Raw genomic sequence first — 17,360 nt, 5'->3', positions numbered from 1 at the left:
TGGGCCTTTAGCTCAGCTGGCAGAGCGGTCGGCTCATAACCGATTGGTCCGGGGTTCAAATCCCTGAGGGCCCACCATTTAAAAAATTAAATAATAATGCGGCCCAATAGCTCAGTTGGTTAGAGCGCCAGCCTGTCACGCTGGAGGTCGAGGGTTCAAGTCCCTTTTGGGTCGCCATTATGTTATGCCTCGATAGCTCAGTAGGTAGAGCAAGGGACTGAAAATCCCTGTGTCAGTGGTTCGATTCCACTTCGAGGCACCATAATTTTTTTTATGGAGGTTTTAGCTATTGCTGGCGTAGCTCAGTGGCAGAGCAGTTGATTCGTAATCAACAGGTCGTGGGTTCGAATCCCACTGCCAGCTCCAGTTCATTAATTAGATAGAGTAAAGGGGAGTAACTCTGAATCAATCAGTCGTCATGACGGCTTTGCCCGGCTGATTGAGCAAAAAATGCGAGTGAGACCTTTACTTTGTGGGATACTACAAAGTAAAGGTCTATTTTATTTTGCAAAAATTTTTAAAGGAGGGCTACTAATGAAAAGATATTGGAATATGGATGTAGAAGAGATAAAAAAAGAGTTAGAAACTGATGATAAAAATGGATTGACACAAGAGCAAGCTAATGAAAGGTTATTTAAATATGGTAAAAATATTTTAAAAGAAAAGAAAAAGAAATCAATATTTTCATTATTTCTTGAACAGTTTAAAGATTATATGGTGTTAATTCTTATTATTGCTTCAATTATATCTTTTTTTCTTGGAGAGACAATAGATGCAAGTATAATATTAGTTGTTGTAATTTTAAATGCATTATTAGGAACAATTCAGGAAAACAAAGCTGAGAAGTCTCTTGAAGCTCTTAAGAAATTGTCTCAACCTCTTGCAAAAGTAATAAGAGATAGGAAAGTAATGGAAGTTGAAGCATCTTCTCTTGTAATAGGAGACGTAGTATTAATAGAAGCAGGGAATATCATACCTGCAGATGGAAGATTGGTGGAGGCTAAAAACCTTAAAGTAGATGAATCAGTATTAACTGGTGAATCAGTACCTGTTGACAAAGTTGATACTGTAATAGAAAATGAAAATATACCTTTAGGAGATAGGGTTAATTTAGTGTACATGGGTACTACGGTTACTTACGGCAGAGGTAAATTTATTGTAATTGCTACAGGTATGGATACCGAAATGGGGAAAGTAGCCGGTCTCATTGAAAACGAAAGGAATGTCAAAACGCCACTTCAATTAAAACTTGAAGAATTGAGCAAATATTTAGGAACAGCTGCCATACTCATAAGCGCAATAATATTTGCAATAGGAGTACTTCAAAAAAGACCAGCATTTGATATGTTTATGATGGCTGTAAGCCTTGCTGTTGCAGCGATTCCTGAGGGACTTCCTGCTATTATAACTGTTACGCTTGCACTTGGCGTGCAAAAGATGATTAAGAAAAATGCGATAATAAGGAAACTTCCGGCTGTAGAAACGCTTGGCAGTACAAGTGTTATTTGTTCTGACAAAACAGGAACCCTTACACAGAATAAGATGACAGTTGTGAAGCTTTATATTAACGATAGAAAAGTGGATGTTAAAGAAGATGAAGTAAAACAGGAGGACTATTTCCTTTTAAAAAATGCTGCATTATGTACTGATGCTTTTATAGATGAGGAAGGAAAAGGGATTGGCGATCCTACGGAAGTTGCGATTGTTAACCTGCTAAATGATGTGGTAGGCCTAAAAAAAGCCGATATAGAAAAAGAATTTCCAAGAATTGCGGAAATACCCTTTGATTCAGATAGAAAAATGATGTCAACAATACATATTATGGATAAAGAGGACTTTAAATTAATTACCAAAGGAGCACCTGACAATATTTCAAAAAGGTGTAAGTATATTTTGAAAGACAATAAGATTTTACCCTTTGATGAAAGAGAAAAGAATGGGTTAAGTTCTATTAACGAAGAAATGGGAAAAGAAGCTTTAAGAGTTATTGCAGTTGCTTATAAAGATATCAAAGAAATACCTAAAAATTTAAGCAGCGATGAAATGGAAAAAGATTTGATATTTATAGGGCTTATAGGCATGATAGATCCACCACGTATGGAGGCCAAACATTCAGTTGAAGTATGTAAAAAAGCAGGAATAAAACCTGTTATGATAACGGGTGATCACAAGATAACGGCTTCTGCGATAGCACGAGAGCTTGGAATTCTAGAGGATAATGATGAAGCAGTAACAGGCGAAGACCTTGACAGAATCTCTGATGAAGAATTAAAGGAAAGGATAAAAAGAATATCTGTTTTTGCAAGGGTATCTCCTGAGCACAAGATGAGAATTGTAAAAGCGTGGCAAAGAAATGGTGCTGTGGTAGCAATGACAGGCGATGGTGTAAATGATGCACCTGCCCTTAAACAGGCGGATATTGGAGTTGCAATGGGTATAACTGGTACCGATGTGGCAAAAGAAGCAGCAGATATGGTTTTAACTGATGACAATTTTGCGACAATAGTTGCAGCAATAAAAGAAGGCAGGACTATATTTGCAAACATAAAAAAAGCTATCCATTACTTATTAACCTGTAATTTAGGTGAAATAGTTGTACTATTTATTGCTACAATATTAGGCATGCCAATGCCTTTAAAACCCATACATATACTATGGGTGAACCTTATAACTGATAGTCTGCCAGCTCTTGCTCTTGGATTTGAACCGCCAGAAAATGATATAATGGAGAAAAAACCCAGACAAAAAAGCGAAAGCATTTTTGCAGGAGGGTTGGCCTATAGAATACCGCTTGAAGGTATGTTAATTGGACTTACAACATTAATTGCTTTTATAATAGGACTTAAGCAAAATATAGAGACTGCAAGAACAATGGCTTTTGCGGTGTTGACATTATCGCAGCTTGCTCAAGCTTTAAATGTAAGGTCGGACAAGTCCCTTTTTAAGGTAGGATTATTTACAAACAAATACATGATTTTTGCTTTGATAGTGGCAATTTTGTTACAGGTTATTCTAATTGTAACTCCTTTAAACACTATATTTGGATTTAAGAATATTAATGTTTATGACTGGGATATAATTATTGCAATGTCAATTCTACCTCTTTTAGTAATGGAAGTAGTTAAATTTTTTAAAAAGCAGTATTGATTGAAGCAACAGTAGAAGCTTTTGTGGCTTTTGGAATAGTAGTAGCGTTTTTTGATGAAATAATAATTTGACAGCAGAGGTGTTAGAAAAAGAGAGATGAATGTACTATAGCAATCTTAGATGTTTTAAATTAATTTTGTGATAAATAAATCTCAATAAATAAAAACAGGGACAGCTAGTAAAAAATTAATATGAGCTGTCCCTATTTTTTGAAATATAAATCAAACAAATTCTTTAATTAATTTTTCCGTATTTTTCGGATTAAGCTCTACATCCACTAAAGGAGGACCGTTTTTTATAAAATCAAATTTTTCTTCATAAGTTTCTTTTTCGACTTTGTAAATTATACCTATTGGGATTTTATTTCCAAATTCCATTGCTTTTTTAAGGGCTTCTTCTTTATTTGTGTAGTCGTAATCTTCTGGTAGATGATATACTCTTTCTTTATACCAAGCAAAAGTATTAACTTTATTCCAGACAACACAAGGTTGAAGTATATCTACAAGAGCATAGCCTTTATATAATATTGCCTCTTTCATTAGATTTACAAGATGAGGGATATCTCCAGAGAAACCCCTTGCTATAAATCCTGCTCCCATAGTCAAAGCTAAAGCTAGAGGATTTAAAGGTTCTAGCTTTACCCCGTCAAATTGCAGAGTAGTTTTTTGACCTTTAGCGGTAGTAGGGGAGGCTTGACCCTTGGTTAAACCATAAATTTGATTATTATGGACAAAGTGAGCAATATCAATGTTTCGCCTTATCGCATGTATAAAATGGTTGCCACCTTCTCCATATGTATCACCATCACCGGATTCTACAATTACTTTTAAATTTTTATTAGCCAATTTTATACCAATAGCAGGAGGAACAGCACGTCCATGCAAGCCATTAAAACCATTTATTTTTATGTAATGGGGCATCTTTGCACCTTGACCTATACCCGTTACTAAAACTACTTCATGAGGATTTAGGTTTAGTTCTTCTAATGCCTGTTTTAGAGCTGTTCTTATCATGTAATTCCCACAACCAGGGCACCATGAAGGCTCATAAAGCTTGTATTCATACTTCATACTAAAACCTCCTTAAGTTTGCGATATACTTCATCACTGCTAAAAGGTCTTCCATCGTATTTTAAAATTTTATGGGTAGCTTTTATTAAAACTTCTTGCCGTATAAGTTTTTCTAATTGTCCAGTGGCATTTTGTTCTATATCTATTATTTTTTTAGCATTTTTACTTAGCTCTAAAAGTCTTTGTGTCGGCAAAGGCCATATATCGCCAAATATTAAGGCTCCTACTGACAATCCTTCATCAACCAGATTCTCAACAGCTTCTTTTATCGCACCATAAGTTGAACCCCAACCTATTACCAGGTTTTCAGGATTTTCTTTCCCTATAAACCAGGGTTCCTGTATTTCTTCTTTTAGATATTCAAATTTTCTCAGTCTTTTTTCTACCATGGCTTTTCTTATTTCAGCACTTTCTGTTATGTGGCCCCATTCGTCGTGTTCATCGCTATCTACTAAAACGACTTGTCCGGGTATTTTTCCAGGCAATATGCGGGGAGATACACCCGTTGGCGTTATTTTATATCTTTTATATTCTTCCTCTGTAATGGCTTCTTCTCCAGATATATGTCTTTCTATGAAAATTCTATCAAAATCAAAGGGCTCTACAGTTTTCAAGCTATCTGCTAAATGCTGATCACTTAAAAGTAAAACAGGAATCTGATATTTTTCGGCTATATTAAAGGCTCTTGCTGTTTGGTAAAAAGCATCCTCTACATCTCTTAAAGCGATTACCATTCTTGCAAATTCACCATGTCCTGCATATATTACAAACTGCAGGTCAGCCTGCTCAGTCCTAGTGGGAAATCCTGTAGCAGGTGCAGGCCTTTGCACGTCAATAACTACCACAGGGACTTCAATCATTCCAGCTAGACTAAGTGCTTCTACCATTAGCGCAAAACCACCACCTGAGGAACCTGTCATAGCTCTAACACCAGCATAGGAAGCACCTAATGCCATATTAAGAGCTGCTATTTCATCTTCCACTTGCTCTACTGCTATGCCCATTTCATTGGAGTGATAGGACATAAAAGAAAGTATCCCAGTAGAAGGAGTCATGGGATATCCACAGTAAAATTTACATCCAGCAGCAATTGCGCCCAAGGCCACAGCTTGATTACCATTTATTAGTATATTTTTATCTTCTGATGTCTTTAAAGAAATTTCTGTATCAATAAGGTCATAGCCTTTTTTTAGAGCTTGTAAATTCAGTTCTGCTATATCTTTATTAAATTCTTCTTTTATTGCTTTTTCTCCTATATAAAAATCCAAAGAGAAATATTTAAGAATAACACCCAATCCAACGGTTGTAAATACTTTTTGATTTTTTAGTTCTTTTGCAGTTTCTAAAAGAGGAAGTGCCAATATTCTTCCTTCTATAACATTTAGAGGAATTTCTTTGTCACATATTATAACACCAGTTTTAGAAAGATTTTTACGATGGATTTCAATAGTTTCTTTATTTAACGCAAGTATTATATCATTTTTTGAAATGTGAGAATGTAAAGGAATATCTGAAAATCTTATTTGTATGAAATTATGTCCACCTCTAATTCTAGACATGTAATCGCTATTGGAAAAGACATAAAAGCCGTGTCTTTTCAAAATCTTTGCTAGAAGATTTGCAGTTGTGTCAATGCCTTGTCCTGCTTCCCCACCAATTAAAATTGTGTAATCCATTTTTCACCTCTCCTTAAGTTATTATTAAATAACATTTTATATTATTATATCATAACTATTTTTCAAAAAGAAATCATTGTTTTGTAATATTTTGTCGAATAAAAATTTATAAAAGTTTTTTGCTTTTTGATAATTCTATGGTATAATGAAACTAAAGACGAAGTAAAATAAAATGTTGGATTAAAGTACAAAATAAGATTTTAATACAGTTAGTAACGTAGCTAATATCCGCGAAATAAGATAAGTTGTAAATAATAAAGTTTAGGAGGAGATATCCATGGGGACAAAAGGAAGAGAAATAGTGGGGAAAGATGTAGACAGAATTATTGAGTCTCTAAATAAAGCTTTTGCTGATGAGTGGTTAGCATACTATCAATATTGGATAGGGGCCAAAATTGTCAGAGGGCCTATGGGGGGAGTTGTAGCAGCTGAATTGGCAGAACATGCAGGTGAAGAATTAGAACACGCAGAAAAAATAGCTGAGCGCATTATCAAATTAGGGGGAACTCCTATAGTAAAGCCTGAAGATTGGTACAAACTGACCAATTGTGGATATGATGTGCCAGACAATCCGGATGTGAAAGTATTGTTAGAACAAAATATTAAAGGTGAGCAATGTGCTATTGAAGTTTATAATAAAATGCTTTCAGAATTAAAAGATGTTGATCCTGTAACTTATCATTTAATATTAGAAATATTAGAAGATGAAATTGAGCATGAAGAAGATTTAGAGACACTCCAGGAAAACATGGAAATGTTTCATAAAAAATGATTAGGAGGGTTTAATATGGGTAAATTTGGTGAATTATATCAAAGTGGAGACTGGAAAGGTGAAAAGCATGTACCTGTAATACATATAAAAGACAAAGTAAAAAAAGGAGAAATAGTAGAACTAAGAGTTAATATTGGAGAAGAGATTCCTCATCCAAATACATTAGAGCACCATATTAAATGGATGAAGGTTTATTTCCATGGAGAAGGAGATAAATTCCCTGTTGAAATAGGTAATTATGTGATGAATAGCCATGGAGAATACGGTGTTTTTACAGAGCCTGATATAACTATAAAGTTTAAAGTTGAAAAATCAGGGACAATTTATGCTACAAGTTATTGCAATATACATGGTCTATGGGAAAACAGCAAAAAAGTAGAGGTTGAATAATAAATTATTGGGCTTTCATCATAAAAAATGAAAGCCCTTTGATATTATTTCGAAAGGGTGATTAAAAGTGACAAATGTAGAATTTGCAATTCAGATGGAGAAAGATGGTGAAAAATATTACAAAGAACAAGCACAAAAGAATAAAGGGAATGAATTGGAAAATTTATTTTTAGATTTAGCTAATGATGAGAAAAAACATGCAGAAATAATTGAAAATTGGGCTAAAAAGAATATATTCGACTTAAAGGAAAGTGAAATAATAAAGAAATTTACTAATGTGTTTAAAAATAAAGATGAAGTTAAAAGTAATGTAAGATTTAAACCTGAACAACTTGAAATATATCAATTCGCCTTAAAGATAGAAAATGAAAGTATAGATTTATATGAAAAAATGTTAAAAGAAGCAAAAGATGATTTGGAAAAAAGACTTTTTGAATTTTTAATAAGAGAAGAAAATCGTCATAAAGAGATTTTTGAGAATCTAGTTGACCATGTAAGAAAGGCAGAGGAATGGGTAGAATCAGCAGAATTTGGCATAAGGAAGGATAAGTATTAATAAACCCCAGCTGGGGTTTATTAATTTTTTATGAGTTCATCTTTTAAGAATAAAACAACAGGGCAATGATCACTTCCTAATACTTCTGAATGAATTTCTGCATCAATCAAATAATCTTTTAACCTTTCTGAAATAATGAAATAGTCAATTCTCCAACCTATATTTTTTTCTCTTGCGTTATGCATATAGGACCACCATGTATAGACATCTTTTTTATCTGGGTAAAAATATCTAAAAGCATCAATGAATCCAGAATTTAACAAAATTGTAATTTTTTCTCTCTCTTCATCTGTAAAACCTGCATTTCTTCTATTAGCAGATGGATTTTTTATATCTATTTCTTTATGGGCTACATTTAAATCTCCACATAAAATTATAGGTTTTACGGAATCTAATTTTAGCAAATAATTTCGAAAGTCTTCTTCCCATTCCATTCTGTAAGAAAGTCTTGTCAATCCTCTTTGAGAATTAGGAGTATAGGTATTTACTAAGTAAAATTTTTCATATTCTAACGTTATAACTCTTCCTTCGTTGTCATGTTGAGGAATGCCTATTCCGTAGTTAACGGATAAAGGTTTATATTTTGTGAATACAGCAGTTCCTGAATAAGCCTTCTTTTCAGCAAAGTTCCAAAAAGCGGAATAACCTTCTAAATTAAGTTCTTCAAGGTCTGTCTGATGGGGCTGTAATTTGGTTTCTTGTATACAAAAAATATCAGCATTTACTTTTTTGAAATAATCCATAAACCCTTTTTGCAAGCAGGCCCGTAAGCCATTTACATTCCATGAAACAAATTTCATATTTTTACCTCCAATATTTTTGAGTTGCTATGTATTAAAAACTATGGGATTACTATCTTCATTATATAGAAAAACAAAAATAAATCAAATTCCAAAATTGTTTACATATTTTTACACAAAAATAACTGCATAAAAGCCCTTTACAAATAGGGCTCTATATGATAAAATAAGCTACGTGGTTTTTCTTAAAGTTTTAGAGTAAAACTTTTTATTGTCTTAAAAATGTGGAGGGATACCCAAGTGGCCAAAGGGGGCAGACTGTAAATCTGTTGGCTATCGCCTTCGATGGTTCGAATCCATCTCCCTCCACCATATGACCCATTAGCTCAGGAGGTAGAGCACCTGCCTTTTAAGCAGGGTGTCCCGCGTTCGAGTCGCGGATGGGTCACCAGTCATGAGAAAAACAGTTATCTTTTTAGATAGCTGTTTTTTATCATAGTGTAAAATTATCCTAAAAGTATCTTGACACTATCGGAATATGTGCTATAATAATAACGTAACCATGCAGCAATTGATATTACGGTTTATCATGATTAGGTTTTAAAATATGGATATTAGAGCTTTAAATACGATTACATTTTATAAAAAAGTTTTAATAAAAAAAAGAAAGAGAAGTGATTTTGCTATAGGGACAATAGGTTAAACCGAATTTTATTTTAAAATAATGAAGGAATTTCTATAACTATGTAGACTATATACATAAAGAAGATAATAATCTTGCGGGGTGCATATAAATGGTTAAGGAAGAATATTTAGATTTATTGGAAAAGAAACATAGTGTTTACTATGACGTGTATAGAGACTATGAATTAAACGGTAGATTTCTGGATATATATGCAGAGTTTCATATGAGGAATGAGAGGTACTTTTTGATAGATGTGCTGGATGCATACGAGACCCATGAGTATAGGCTCGTGAAATATTATGAAAATCTAAAACTTGATGATGCAGCAGAGTTTGGCACATGGTTGAAAGAGCAGGTTGAAGTCCTCATTAAACCTCATACGGAGCATATGTGCACCATATTGACCGGAGTAATGGTAACTGATAGAGGCATTAACAGGAATGTGGAGAAATTTATTAAAGATTACAGGTATACAAGATACTTCACATTTGGAATAAAAGGCTGGGGAGAAATAAGACTTGTAGGCGTTGACATTGCTTCCAATAGGGTGGTGGCAAACAGGAAGGGAAGAGAGGTGATAAAGGATTTTATGATTCCTATGCCAAAGCCCAATTATAAATAAAAGGGAGGTAACATTTAAATGAGTGCAATAATTTTACTGATAAGTGCTATTATTCTTTTTGTACTTGCTTATATCTTTTACGGAGGCTGGCTTGCAAAACAGTGGGGTTTGCAGCCAGACAATAATACCCCTGCACACACCATGTATGATGGCGTGGACTATGTCCCTGCAAAGGCACCTGTCCTTCTGGGCCATCACTTTGCATCCATAGCCGGTGCCGGTCCTATAAACGGACCTATACAAGCCGCTATATTTGGATGGGTACCAGCAACACTCTGGATTCTTTTAGGCGGTATATTCCTAGGTGGAGCCCATGATTTTGGTTCACTTCTTGCATCATTGAGGCATAAGGGCAAGTCCATAGGTGATATCATACAAGCAAATGTTGGCTTGACAGCAAAGAGGTTGTTTCTTTTGTTTTCCTGGTCGACACTGGTACTCATAGTTGCAGCCTTTACAAACATAGTGGCTGATACTTTTGTCTCTACACCCCAGGCAGCCACTGCTTCACTGCTTTTTATACTATTTGCCGTGGTATTTGGATTTGCTGTATGCAGAAGGAATGCACCACTTGGCTTGAGTACCGTGTTGGGTGTGGCGGCTTTGGCGTTATCTATATGGATAGGTTATATAGCCCCGTTATCATTGCCTAAGACCACATGGATAATCATCCTTGCCGTGTATATAGTAGCTGCATCAGTTATGCCTGTATGGATACTCCTGCAGCCAAGGGATTACTTGAACTCTTTCCTTCTCTATGGAATGATGATTGGCGGTGTTGTTGGTATACTGCTTTATAACCCGAGGATTCAACTTCCAGCGTTTACAAGCTTTAAGGTTGGTACGCAGTATCTCTTCCCGATGCTGTTCATTACCATAGCATGCGGTGCCATATCCGGTTTCCACTCACTGGTGGCCTCCGGCACCACAGCAAAACAGCTGGACAAAGAAGGGGATGCTAAGTTAATAGGCTATGGCTCTATGCTTATAGAGAGCACCTTAGCCATAATTTCTATAATTACCGCAGCGTATCTTACTCAAGATAAGTTTGCAGAGCTTATTAAGTTTGGTCCAACCAATGTGTTTGCTGATGGATTAGGTACATTCATGACCAGCTTTGGTATAAATCAGGTTGTAGGAAAGACCTTTGCTGCCCTTGCTGTGTCTGCATTTGCCATGACCACGCTGGATACAGCCACAAGGCTCGGCAGGTTTGCCTTCCAGGAGTTTTTTGAAAATATATCGGAGTCTGGAGAGACAGTGGCATCTTCTAACCCTGTGGCTAAATTCTTTAGTGACAGGTATGTGGCATCTGTAATCACTGTGGTTATTTCTATTGTACTTGCATTTACAAGCTGGAAGGCTATATGGCCTATATTTGGTGCGGCTAACCAGCTCCTCGCAGCGGTAGCACTGCTGGCAGTGGCTGCATGGCTTGCCAATGCAGGTAGGAACAATAAAATGCTCATTATCCCTATGATATTTATGTTTATAGTTACTTTGACAGCCCTTGTACTTCTGATTCAATCTAATATTGCTTCTGGTAACTATATACTGGTGTTATTTGCCGTCCTGCTGTTTATCCTGGCTATACTATTAATACTTCAAACATATGGAGTGCTTACAGGAAAGAACAGAAGAGAAGGGGTAGCAAAATAGATAAAAAGCCTGCCGCAGGGCAGGCTTTTTAAGTGCGCCCGGCATGGGCGATAGCTAGGCGGTGAAAGTCCGCTATGCCATGGCGGTGGGAACCATTAACCAAAGGCAAGGGTGTCCATCGTAATTGGACGTTAATTGTTTAGCTTTGTTTTCAAAGGATTTCCTCCATTATAAGAATTCGACAAAAAGGAGGAATTCCTTTAAAAATACATAGCAGAACCCCTTAATTTGTGAGGATTTTGGGGTTTTGTAATCTCTAATGAATGTATTTTGAAAGAGGGTATATTAGGTTAAATTTTGTATATAATTAAGAAATTTATAAAAATTGAGTGTTTAGAGGGGTTATATTATGGACAAATTATTGGAAATCAATAGTACTGTCAATGGTATAGTATGGGGTCCACCTATGCTTATTCTTATCGTTGGAACGGGCCTTATACTTACCATAGGTCTGGGATTCATACAGATTAGAAAATTCCCTTATGTAATGAAAAACACGTTGTTTAAAATGTTTGAAAAGTCCCAGAAGGGAGAAGGAGAAATAACTCCCTTTCAGGCTCTGGCAACGGCTCTGGCGGCGACGGTTGGAACCGGCAATATCGCGGGTGTCGCTACGGCTATTGCACTTGGCGGACCGGGAGCTATTTTTTGGATGCTCATCGCTGCTCTCGTCGGCATGGCAACCAAATTCAGTGAAGTCGTGCTGGCGGTTCATTTTAGAGACAGAAAACCCGACGGAAGTTTTGCCGGTGGGCCTATGTATTATCTGGAGAAGGGGCTTAAACAGAAATGGCTAGCGGTGCTTTTTGCCCTGTTCGGTGCACTAGCTGCTTTTGGTATAGGCAATATGGTTCAGGCCAATTCGGTAGCTGCTTCTCTTGAAACGACTTTCGGGGTCCCGAAGTTATATACCGGTGTAGCCCTTGCAATATTGACCGCCCTTGTAATCCTTGGAGGTTTAAAGAGGCTAGCTGCAGTTACTGAAAAACTGGTGCCCTTTATGGCTGTGTTTTATATTATTGGAGCTCTAATAATAATTTTATTGAATATATCAAAACTACCCTCAGCCATCGGTATGATAATAAATCAGGCCTTCACGGGATCGGCTGCCGCTGGTGGATTTGCCGGCGCTACAGTTATGATGGGGATGCGCTATGGTGTGGCCAGGGGTATTTTTTCTAACGAAGCCGGTTTGGGTAGCGCTCCCATAGCCCATGCTGCGGCTACCACTGACCATCCGGTCCGCCAGGGTCTGTGGGGAATTTTCGAGGTTTTCATGGATACCATCGTTATATGCTCGCTAACTGCCCTTGCAATACTCACCACTGGTGTATGGGCCGAGGTGGATGCGGCTGGCAAGCAGCTTACAGGCGCTGCGTTGACCACCGCAGCGTTTAACAAGGGGCTCCCAGGACCGGGCGGCATTATAGTGGCTATAGGTATACTGCTTTTCGCGTTTTCAACCTTGCTCAGCTGGTCCTAGTACGGAGAAAAGTCTGCCGAGTACCTTTTCGGCGTAGGCGTAAAGATTATATACAGAATTATATGGATACCTTTTGTGGTAATAGGTGCAGTGGGTGGACTTGAACCACTGTGGGACCTGGCGGATACTTTAAACGGCCTTATGGCGGTACCGAACCTCATTGGTCTTATAGGTTTGAGCGGAACAGTCTTTAAATTAACAAGGGAGTTTTTTAAAAAAGAGGGCGCGTAACTCGTCTTTACGTAGCAAGAAGGATATTATTTTCCCGCCCTGAAATTTCTTTCTAAGAGAGGGGACTAAGGCGGGTATTGTTTTTTTGGAATTATTTGAGTATAATGCTTCTATACATTATTTCATTATTTACATTACGGGTGGTGCTGTTGTTCAGTGTTGTGGGATTTGTCGTTTTTTCCGACAGCGGAAAAGAGGAGAATGGCCAATGTCAAATCACTAAAGGAAGCTATTTTAAAAGAAATATATGTAATTATATATTTCCATCCCTGGGGTTGTAGAAGGAGAGGTCTTATTGAATAAAAAACCTAAAAATACTTGATATGTTCTTTTATTTATGATACCATTTTTATTGGTATAATATTCTTAAGCTATAAAATTTATATTTGAGGTAATGATAATATGACGAATCTCATATATTTTTATACTGTTCTTTTCATTTTTTGGTTTGCTTCGTCTGGAAAAACAGATTTCATAAATCTATCTTTAGGGTTTTTGGCAAGTATTTTTGCAATGGAAGTTTATAAAAAATTCTTTTATATTTCAAAGATGAAGGAAATAAATCTTATAAAATTTCTTCTCTCATTCTTTAATTATATAGTAAACTTGATAAAAAATATTTTAATGGCAGGAATTCAGGTAACGAGGATTGTCCTGTCGAGAGAAATGAAGATTTCACCGAGGATTATAAAAGTTCGGAAAAAATTTAAGACCAATTTTGGAAGGGTTATAGCTGCTACAACAATAACGTTGACTCCGGGCACATTGACAATAGATTTTTATAACGATACTTTTATAATACATGCTTTAAATTCCCAAAATGCTGAAGAAATGCTGGAATGGCCCCTGGAAAAAGTTATTTTGGAGTTGGAGGATGTTTTTTATGGAAATGGAAATACTTAAGACTCTAGGGGGCATAATCCTATGTATTACAATAATAATATCTATTTTGGCCAGCATAAATAGAAAGGGAGTTCTTGAAAAAGTCGTAATAACAAATATAGTCAATACAAAGACGGTAGCTCTTATTTTTATTTTATCTTATATTAGGAATAAACCTGTTTTTCTTGACGTAGCTGTAGTATATGCTTTGATAAACTTTATCGCAGCTATTGCAGTTTCCAAATTTTTTGATGGTTATCATAAGCAGGGTGATTAATATGGTGATATTATCTTATATAACCTTTTACATGGGAATATTTTTCTTCGTTGTTTCAACAGTAGGGGTAGTACGCCTTCCCGATTTGTATTCCCGGCTTCATGCAGCTACGATATGTGATACCCTAGGTTTAGGCCTTGTTGCTCTTTCGCTGACGATGATGTACGGTATTTCTATCGAATCCCTGAAACTCCTTTTTATAGTTGTTTTGATTTGGATAGCAAATCCAGTAGCTGCACATTTGGTTTCGAAAGCAGCGTACATTAATAAGCTGCCGACTGTTCAGGGGAAATTTGTCATCGAGGAAGGAGAAAAGTAGAATGCGATGGTTGGAGGAAGCTTTTAATCTTCTTCTGCTGGTGATATTGATTCTCTGCTCCTTGGTAGTATACATTAAAAAAGAAATAATCTCAGCTGTAGTTATATTTTCAATTTACAGTTTCGTGATGGCCATTGTTTGGCTCGAATTGAAAGCCCCTGACCTGGCGATTACAGAAGCAGCCGTTGGAGCTGGGATAACAACCATTTTGTTCGTCATTGCAATTAAGAGAATGGGTGGTCGGTGGGATTGATATGAAAAAATATATTTATTTTATTATTTCTGTATCGCTTTTTATACTTTTGCTTTTTGTAAATTCGGAATTACCACCTTTCGGTAGTGGAGAAAATACTTCTTATCTAAATAACTATGTTGTAAAAAAATATGTCGACGATGTATTAGACGATACTGGGGTTTTAAGCTCAATTGCTGCAATCCTTTATGATTACAGAGGTTTTGATACACTCGGTGAAGCCACTGTGCTTTATACGTCTGTGCTGGCGGTATCTGTGATGTTAAAAAACGAAAAAAAATATTACTTTAGACATACTGAAAGCACTTATCTTAAAACCGTAAGCAAATTAATATTTCCATTTATATTTGTTTACGGTATCTACATAACTCTTTATGGTCATATTTCACCTGGAGGAGCTTTCTCCGGAGGGGTTGTCATTGCAGCTGGTTTTATTTTAATAATGCTCAGCTACGGAAAAAAATATTGTGAGTATTTTCTTGATTATTACCGGGCTTCAATGATTGAAAGCCTTTCAATGCTGTGGTACATTACAGTAGGCCTTTTCTCGGTTTTAGCAGGATATCAATTTCTCTCAAACAAAATTGCAGGGATTCCAACGGGGGTTGCTGGCAGCGTTTTTAGCGGAGGTTCAATTTTTTTATTAAACGCAGCGGTGGCCATAAAAGTGTTTGGAACTATATATATACTCTTTTCCTTTATTGCTCTTGAGGAGGTCGAAAGGTGAAGGTATTATACGGAATTTTAAATAATTATTATTATTTAGCGGCGTTTGTTCTTTTTTGCATAGGGTTCTATATAATACTTGCAAGCCCCAATTTAATCAAAAAAGTTATTGGTATGAACATTATGGATACCTCTGTTTTTCTATTTATAGTGGCTTCTGGCTATATCAAGGACGGAAAGGTACCAATTATGTCAACATCAACACCAGGGCCTACAGTTTATGTAAACCCATTAACCACAGCTTTTGTATTAACAGGAATCGTAATTGCAGTAAGTAAGACTGCATATGCTCTTACGCTCATTACTAAGATTCACGATTTTTACGGTTCTATAGATATTGATAATATTTATAAGTCCGGGTGGAAATGGCTATGAATCACATTCCAATTGTATTAATAATATCCCTTTTCAGCCATGCTTTTTTAACTCCTCTGTTAAAGAAAAAATTTCGCAGCCTATACATATTCAGTCTTGCTTTATATTCTTTGTTGCTTTTTCTAACAGGTAAAACATTTTTTTACGTCGAATCGATGGGGCCTATTAGGTACTGGATAGGAGGATGGATCCCTCCGATAGGTATAGAACTTTATGCGGATAAACTTTCGGTCTTTATGGCTACTCTTTTTTTGAGCTGCGCCTTATTAATTCTTGTTAGCTTTGAGTCGTTTAAGTACGAGATAGGAGAAGAAAAGGCAGCATATTATTTTATGCTAGTTTCAATTTTAATTGGCGCTATGCTGGGCATAATCTTTACCAGGGACCTCTTTAATTTATATGTTTTTGTAGAAATTACAACAATTGCTGCTTGTGGAATTATATCTATAAAAAATGAAAAGAAAGCGGTGGAAGCTGCTCTTAAATATTTTATATTGAGCTCTATAGCATCTACCTCTATATTACTTGGCCTGATCCTCATATACAATATAGGTGGTTATTTACACTACGATACATTAAAATCTGTTTTGCTAGAATCTAAGGATGTATTTCCGAAGATTATATCTGGATCTTTAGTACTTATAATATCAGGATTTAGCTTGAAATCTGCTCTCTTTCCTTTGCACATATGGCTCCCCGATGCCTACTCTGCCGCCCCTACAACATCAAGCGCTCTATTGTCCGGATTAGTTACAAAAGTTTATGTTTTCGCCATAATACGCCTGCTAAACGATGTTTTTGGTCTAATGTGTACCTACACTTCAATTTTGTTGGAGGTCCTTTTAGTATTAGGCAATGTTGGTGTATTTTCTGGGGCTGTTTTGGCGGGATTTCAAAACGATATAAAAAGAAGGTTAGCTTATTCAAGTATATCTCAAATGGGCTATGTTTTTTTAGGTCTCGGCTTTAATAATCAGTACGGATTTGAAGGAGCATTGTTACAGGTATTAAACCATGCCCTTGCCAAAAGCGGTTTGTTTTTAGCTGCAGGCTGGATGGTCAAATTCACTGGCACAAGAGATATAAAAGGACTAGAAAAAATCAGTGACAAATTGCCGCTGACAGCTCTTTGCTTTTCTGTATGTGCCATGTCTTTGGTGGGGATGCCTTTTACCTTGGGATTTTTATCAAAGTGGCACTTGGCTATGGCCGCTATAGAATCGGGAAGGCCTTTACAATTAATTTTTATAATATTATCTGCCCTTTTGACATTAAGTTATTATTTTCCCATCATAGTAAAGGCCTTTACAGGCGATAAATCCTTTGAAAGAAAGTTAGAATTTGAAAAGATAAAGGGCGGTAGTTTGATTTCCATTCTTATATTTACTTTTGTTATCATGTTTTTAGGCATTTATCCTAAATTTTTGTTAAAATATTTGTTGCAGAACATGTTCTAAGGAGCATTCCTGTAATGAATAAAAAATAAGGAAGAATGAA

The 17,360-nt window shown here is 36.1% G+C and carries 16 protein-coding genes, 6 tRNA genes and 1 pseudogene; 20 read left to right on the top strand and 3 right to left on the bottom strand.

Annotated elements, in window-relative coordinates; translation table 11 throughout:
• Position 1: 1 nt before the first annotated feature.
• From M663_RS0106720 to M663_RS0106700, 5 genes are all read left to right on the top strand, one after another.
• Positions 2-77: transfer RNA gene (locus tag M663_RS0106720), tRNA-Ile, on the top strand.
• 23 nt (positions 78-100) lie between these two features.
• Positions 101-177: transfer RNA gene (locus tag M663_RS0106715), tRNA-Asp, on the top strand.
• A gap of 9 nt (positions 178-186) precedes the next feature.
• A tRNA-Phe gene (locus M663_RS0106710) sits at positions 187-262 on the top strand.
• 29 nt (positions 263-291) lie between these two features.
• A tRNA-Thr gene (locus M663_RS0106705) sits at positions 292-366 on the top strand.
• 168 nt (positions 367-534) lie between these two features.
• Positions 535-3,147, top strand: a complete 2,613-nt coding sequence (locus tag M663_RS0106700) for a calcium-translocating P-type ATPase, SERCA-type (protein WP_029688376.1) — start codon at positions 535-537, stop codon at positions 3,145-3,147.
• 221 nt (positions 3,148-3,368) lie between these two features.
• Here M663_RS0106700 and M663_RS0106695 read toward each other — a convergent pair whose 3' ends face one another.
• Positions 3,369-4,217, bottom strand: coding sequence for a 2-oxoacid:ferredoxin oxidoreductase subunit beta (locus M663_RS0106695; RefSeq protein WP_029688375.1), 849 nt, complete (start codon positions 4,215-4,217; stop codon positions 3,369-3,371).
• Positions 4,214-5,893, bottom strand: a complete 1,680-nt coding sequence (locus tag M663_RS0106690; RefSeq protein ID WP_029688374.1) for a 2-oxoacid:acceptor oxidoreductase subunit alpha — start codon at positions 5,891-5,893, stop codon at positions 4,214-4,216. The genes M663_RS0106695 and M663_RS0106690 overlap by 4 nt, the downstream gene beginning before the upstream one ends.
• Before the next feature lie 277 nt (positions 5,894-6,170).
• On the opposite strand from M663_RS0106690, the gene M663_RS0106685 reads away from it, so the two are divergent.
• The 3 genes from M663_RS0106685 (at position 6,171) to M663_RS0106675 (ending at position 7,611) form a co-directional block, all read left to right on the top strand.
• The gene (locus M663_RS0106685; protein WP_029688373.1) at positions 6,171-6,665 is read left to right on the top strand and encodes a ferritin-like domain-containing protein; all 495 of its coding nucleotides are present in this window, start codon (positions 6,171-6,173) and stop codon (positions 6,663-6,665) included.
• Positions 6,666-6,680: 15 nt separating this feature from the next.
• Positions 6,681-7,055 carry a class II SORL domain-containing protein gene (locus M663_RS0106680; RefSeq protein ID WP_029688372.1) on the top strand — a complete coding sequence of 125 codons (375 nt, stop codon included), beginning with the start codon at positions 6,681-6,683 and terminating at the stop codon, positions 7,053-7,055.
• Positions 7,056-7,122: 67 nt separating this feature from the next.
• Positions 7,123-7,611 (top strand): ferritin family protein, encoded by a 489-nt coding sequence (locus M663_RS0106675; protein WP_273702654.1) that lies wholly within the window; start codon positions 7,123-7,125, stop codon positions 7,609-7,611.
• A gap of 20 nt (positions 7,612-7,631) precedes the next feature.
• Here M663_RS0106675 and M663_RS0106670 read toward each other — a convergent pair whose 3' ends face one another.
• Positions 7,632-8,411, bottom strand: a complete 780-nt coding sequence (locus tag M663_RS0106670) for an exodeoxyribonuclease III (protein ID WP_029688370.1) — start codon at positions 8,409-8,411, stop codon at positions 7,632-7,634.
• A gap of 226 nt (positions 8,412-8,637) precedes the next feature.
• On the opposite strand from M663_RS0106670, the gene M663_RS0106665 reads away from it, so the two are divergent.
• The 12 genes and pseudogenes from M663_RS0106665 to M663_RS0106600 all read left to right on the top strand — a co-directional run bounded on the left by M663_RS0106665 (position 8,638) and on the right by M663_RS0106600 (position 17,320).
• Positions 8,638-8,723, top strand: a tRNA-Tyr gene (locus M663_RS0106665).
• 3 nt (positions 8,724-8,726) lie between these two features.
• A tRNA-Lys gene (locus tag M663_RS0106660) sits at positions 8,727-8,802 on the top strand.
• 343 nt (positions 8,803-9,145) lie between these two features.
• Positions 9,146-9,658: a hypothetical protein gene (locus tag M663_RS0106650; protein WP_003868479.1), complete on the top strand. Its 513-nt coding sequence runs from the start codon at positions 9,146-9,148 to the stop codon at positions 9,656-9,658.
• 18 nt (positions 9,659-9,676) lie between these two features.
• Positions 9,677-11,317: a carbon starvation protein A gene (locus M663_RS0106645; protein ID WP_029688369.1), complete on the top strand. Its 1,641-nt coding sequence runs from the start codon at positions 9,677-9,679 to the stop codon at positions 11,315-11,317.
• A gap of 349 nt (positions 11,318-11,666) precedes the next feature.
• Positions 11,667-13,031: pseudogene (locus M663_RS14600) on the top strand (sodium:alanine symporter family protein).
• 402 nt (positions 13,032-13,433) lie between these two features.
• Positions 13,434-13,934: a Na+/H+ antiporter subunit E gene (locus M663_RS0106630; RefSeq protein WP_003868482.1), complete on the top strand. Its 501-nt coding sequence runs from the start codon at positions 13,434-13,436 to the stop codon at positions 13,932-13,934.
• Entirely contained in the window at positions 13,915-14,190 is a 276-nt protein-coding gene (locus M663_RS0106625; protein ID WP_003868483.1) for a monovalent cation/H+ antiporter complex subunit F, read from the top strand. The genes M663_RS0106630 and M663_RS0106625 overlap by 20 nt, the downstream gene beginning before the upstream one ends.
• A 1-nt stretch (position 14,191) precedes the next feature.
• A complete protein-coding gene (mnhG, locus tag M663_RS0106620; RefSeq protein ID WP_003868484.1) occupies positions 14,192-14,509 on the top strand; it encodes a monovalent cation/H(+) antiporter subunit G in 318 nt (105 codons plus the stop codon).
• Position 14,510: 1 nt separating this feature from the next.
• Positions 14,511-14,762: a hydrogenase subunit MbhD domain-containing protein gene (locus M663_RS0106615; protein WP_003868485.1), complete on the top strand. Its 252-nt coding sequence runs from the start codon at positions 14,511-14,513 to the stop codon at positions 14,760-14,762.
• A gap of 1 nt (position 14,763) precedes the next feature.
• A complete protein-coding gene (locus M663_RS0106610) occupies positions 14,764-15,489 on the top strand; it encodes an MnhB domain-containing protein (RefSeq protein ID WP_029688368.1) in 726 nt (241 codons plus the stop codon).
• A complete protein-coding gene (locus tag M663_RS0106605) occupies positions 15,486-15,863 on the top strand; it encodes a sodium:proton antiporter (protein WP_029688367.1) in 378 nt (125 codons plus the stop codon). Before M663_RS0106610 ends, M663_RS0106605 begins: the two co-directional genes overlap by 4 nt.
• The gene (locus tag M663_RS0106600) at positions 15,860-17,320 is read left to right on the top strand and encodes a proton-conducting transporter membrane subunit (RefSeq protein WP_042805196.1); all 1,461 of its coding nucleotides are present in this window, start codon (positions 15,860-15,862) and stop codon (positions 17,318-17,320) included. Before M663_RS0106605 ends, M663_RS0106600 begins: the two co-directional genes overlap by 4 nt.
• Positions 17,321-17,360 lie beyond the last annotated feature (40 nt).

This window comes from Thermoanaerobacter sp. A7A, from assembly GCF_000445185.1.
Classification (GTDB): Bacteria; Bacillota; Thermoanaerobacteria; order Thermoanaerobacterales; family Thermoanaerobacteraceae; genus Thermoanaerobacter.
The sequence above is the reverse complement of the archived record's forward strand: the minus strand, read 5'-3'. Positions and strand labels throughout refer to the sequence as shown.

What these genes read in the sequence shown, in the direction of transcription:
- M663_RS0106630 (WP_003868482.1), top strand. Translation starts at nt 13,434, where the DNA reads ATGACGAATCTCATATATTTTTATACTGTTCTTTTCATTTTTTGGTTT.
- M663_RS0106645 (WP_029688369.1), top strand. Translation starts at nt 9,677, where the DNA reads ATGAGTGCAATAATTTTACTGATAAGTGCTATTATTCTTTTTGTACTT.
- M663_RS0106700 (WP_029688376.1), top strand. Translation starts at nt 535, where the DNA reads ATGAAAAGATATTGGAATATGGATGTAGAAGAGATAAAAAAAGAGTTA.
- M663_RS0106690 (WP_029688374.1), bottom strand. Translation starts at nt 5,893, where the DNA reads ATGGATTACACAATTTTAATTGGTGGGGAAGCAGGACAAGGCATTGAC.
- M663_RS0106670 (WP_029688370.1), bottom strand. Translation starts at nt 8,411, where the DNA reads ATGAAATTTGTTTCATGGAATGTAAATGGCTTACGGGCCTGCTTGCAA.
- M663_RS0106610 (WP_029688368.1), top strand. Translation starts at nt 14,764, where the DNA reads ATGAAAAAATATATTTATTTTATTATTTCTGTATCGCTTTTTATACTT.
- M663_RS0106615 (WP_003868485.1), top strand. Translation starts at nt 14,511, where the DNA reads ATGCGATGGTTGGAGGAAGCTTTTAATCTTCTTCTGCTGGTGATATTG.
- M663_RS0106650 (WP_003868479.1), top strand. Translation starts at nt 9,146, where the DNA reads ATGGTTAAGGAAGAATATTTAGATTTATTGGAAAAGAAACATAGTGTT.
- M663_RS0106695 (WP_029688375.1), bottom strand. Translation starts at nt 4,217, where the DNA reads ATGAAGTATGAATACAAGCTTTATGAGCCTTCATGGTGCCCTGGTTGT.
- M663_RS0106600 (WP_042805196.1), top strand. Translation starts at nt 15,860, where the DNA reads ATGAATCACATTCCAATTGTATTAATAATATCCCTTTTCAGCCATGCT.
- M663_RS0106685 (WP_029688373.1), top strand. Translation starts at nt 6,171, where the DNA reads ATGGGGACAAAAGGAAGAGAAATAGTGGGGAAAGATGTAGACAGAATT.
- M663_RS0106625 (WP_003868483.1), top strand. Translation starts at nt 13,915, where the DNA reads ATGGAAATGGAAATACTTAAGACTCTAGGGGGCATAATCCTATGTATT.
- M663_RS0106680 (WP_029688372.1), top strand. Translation starts at nt 6,681, where the DNA reads ATGGGTAAATTTGGTGAATTATATCAAAGTGGAGACTGGAAAGGTGAA.
- mnhG (WP_003868484.1), top strand. Translation starts at nt 14,192, where the DNA reads ATGGTGATATTATCTTATATAACCTTTTACATGGGAATATTTTTCTTC.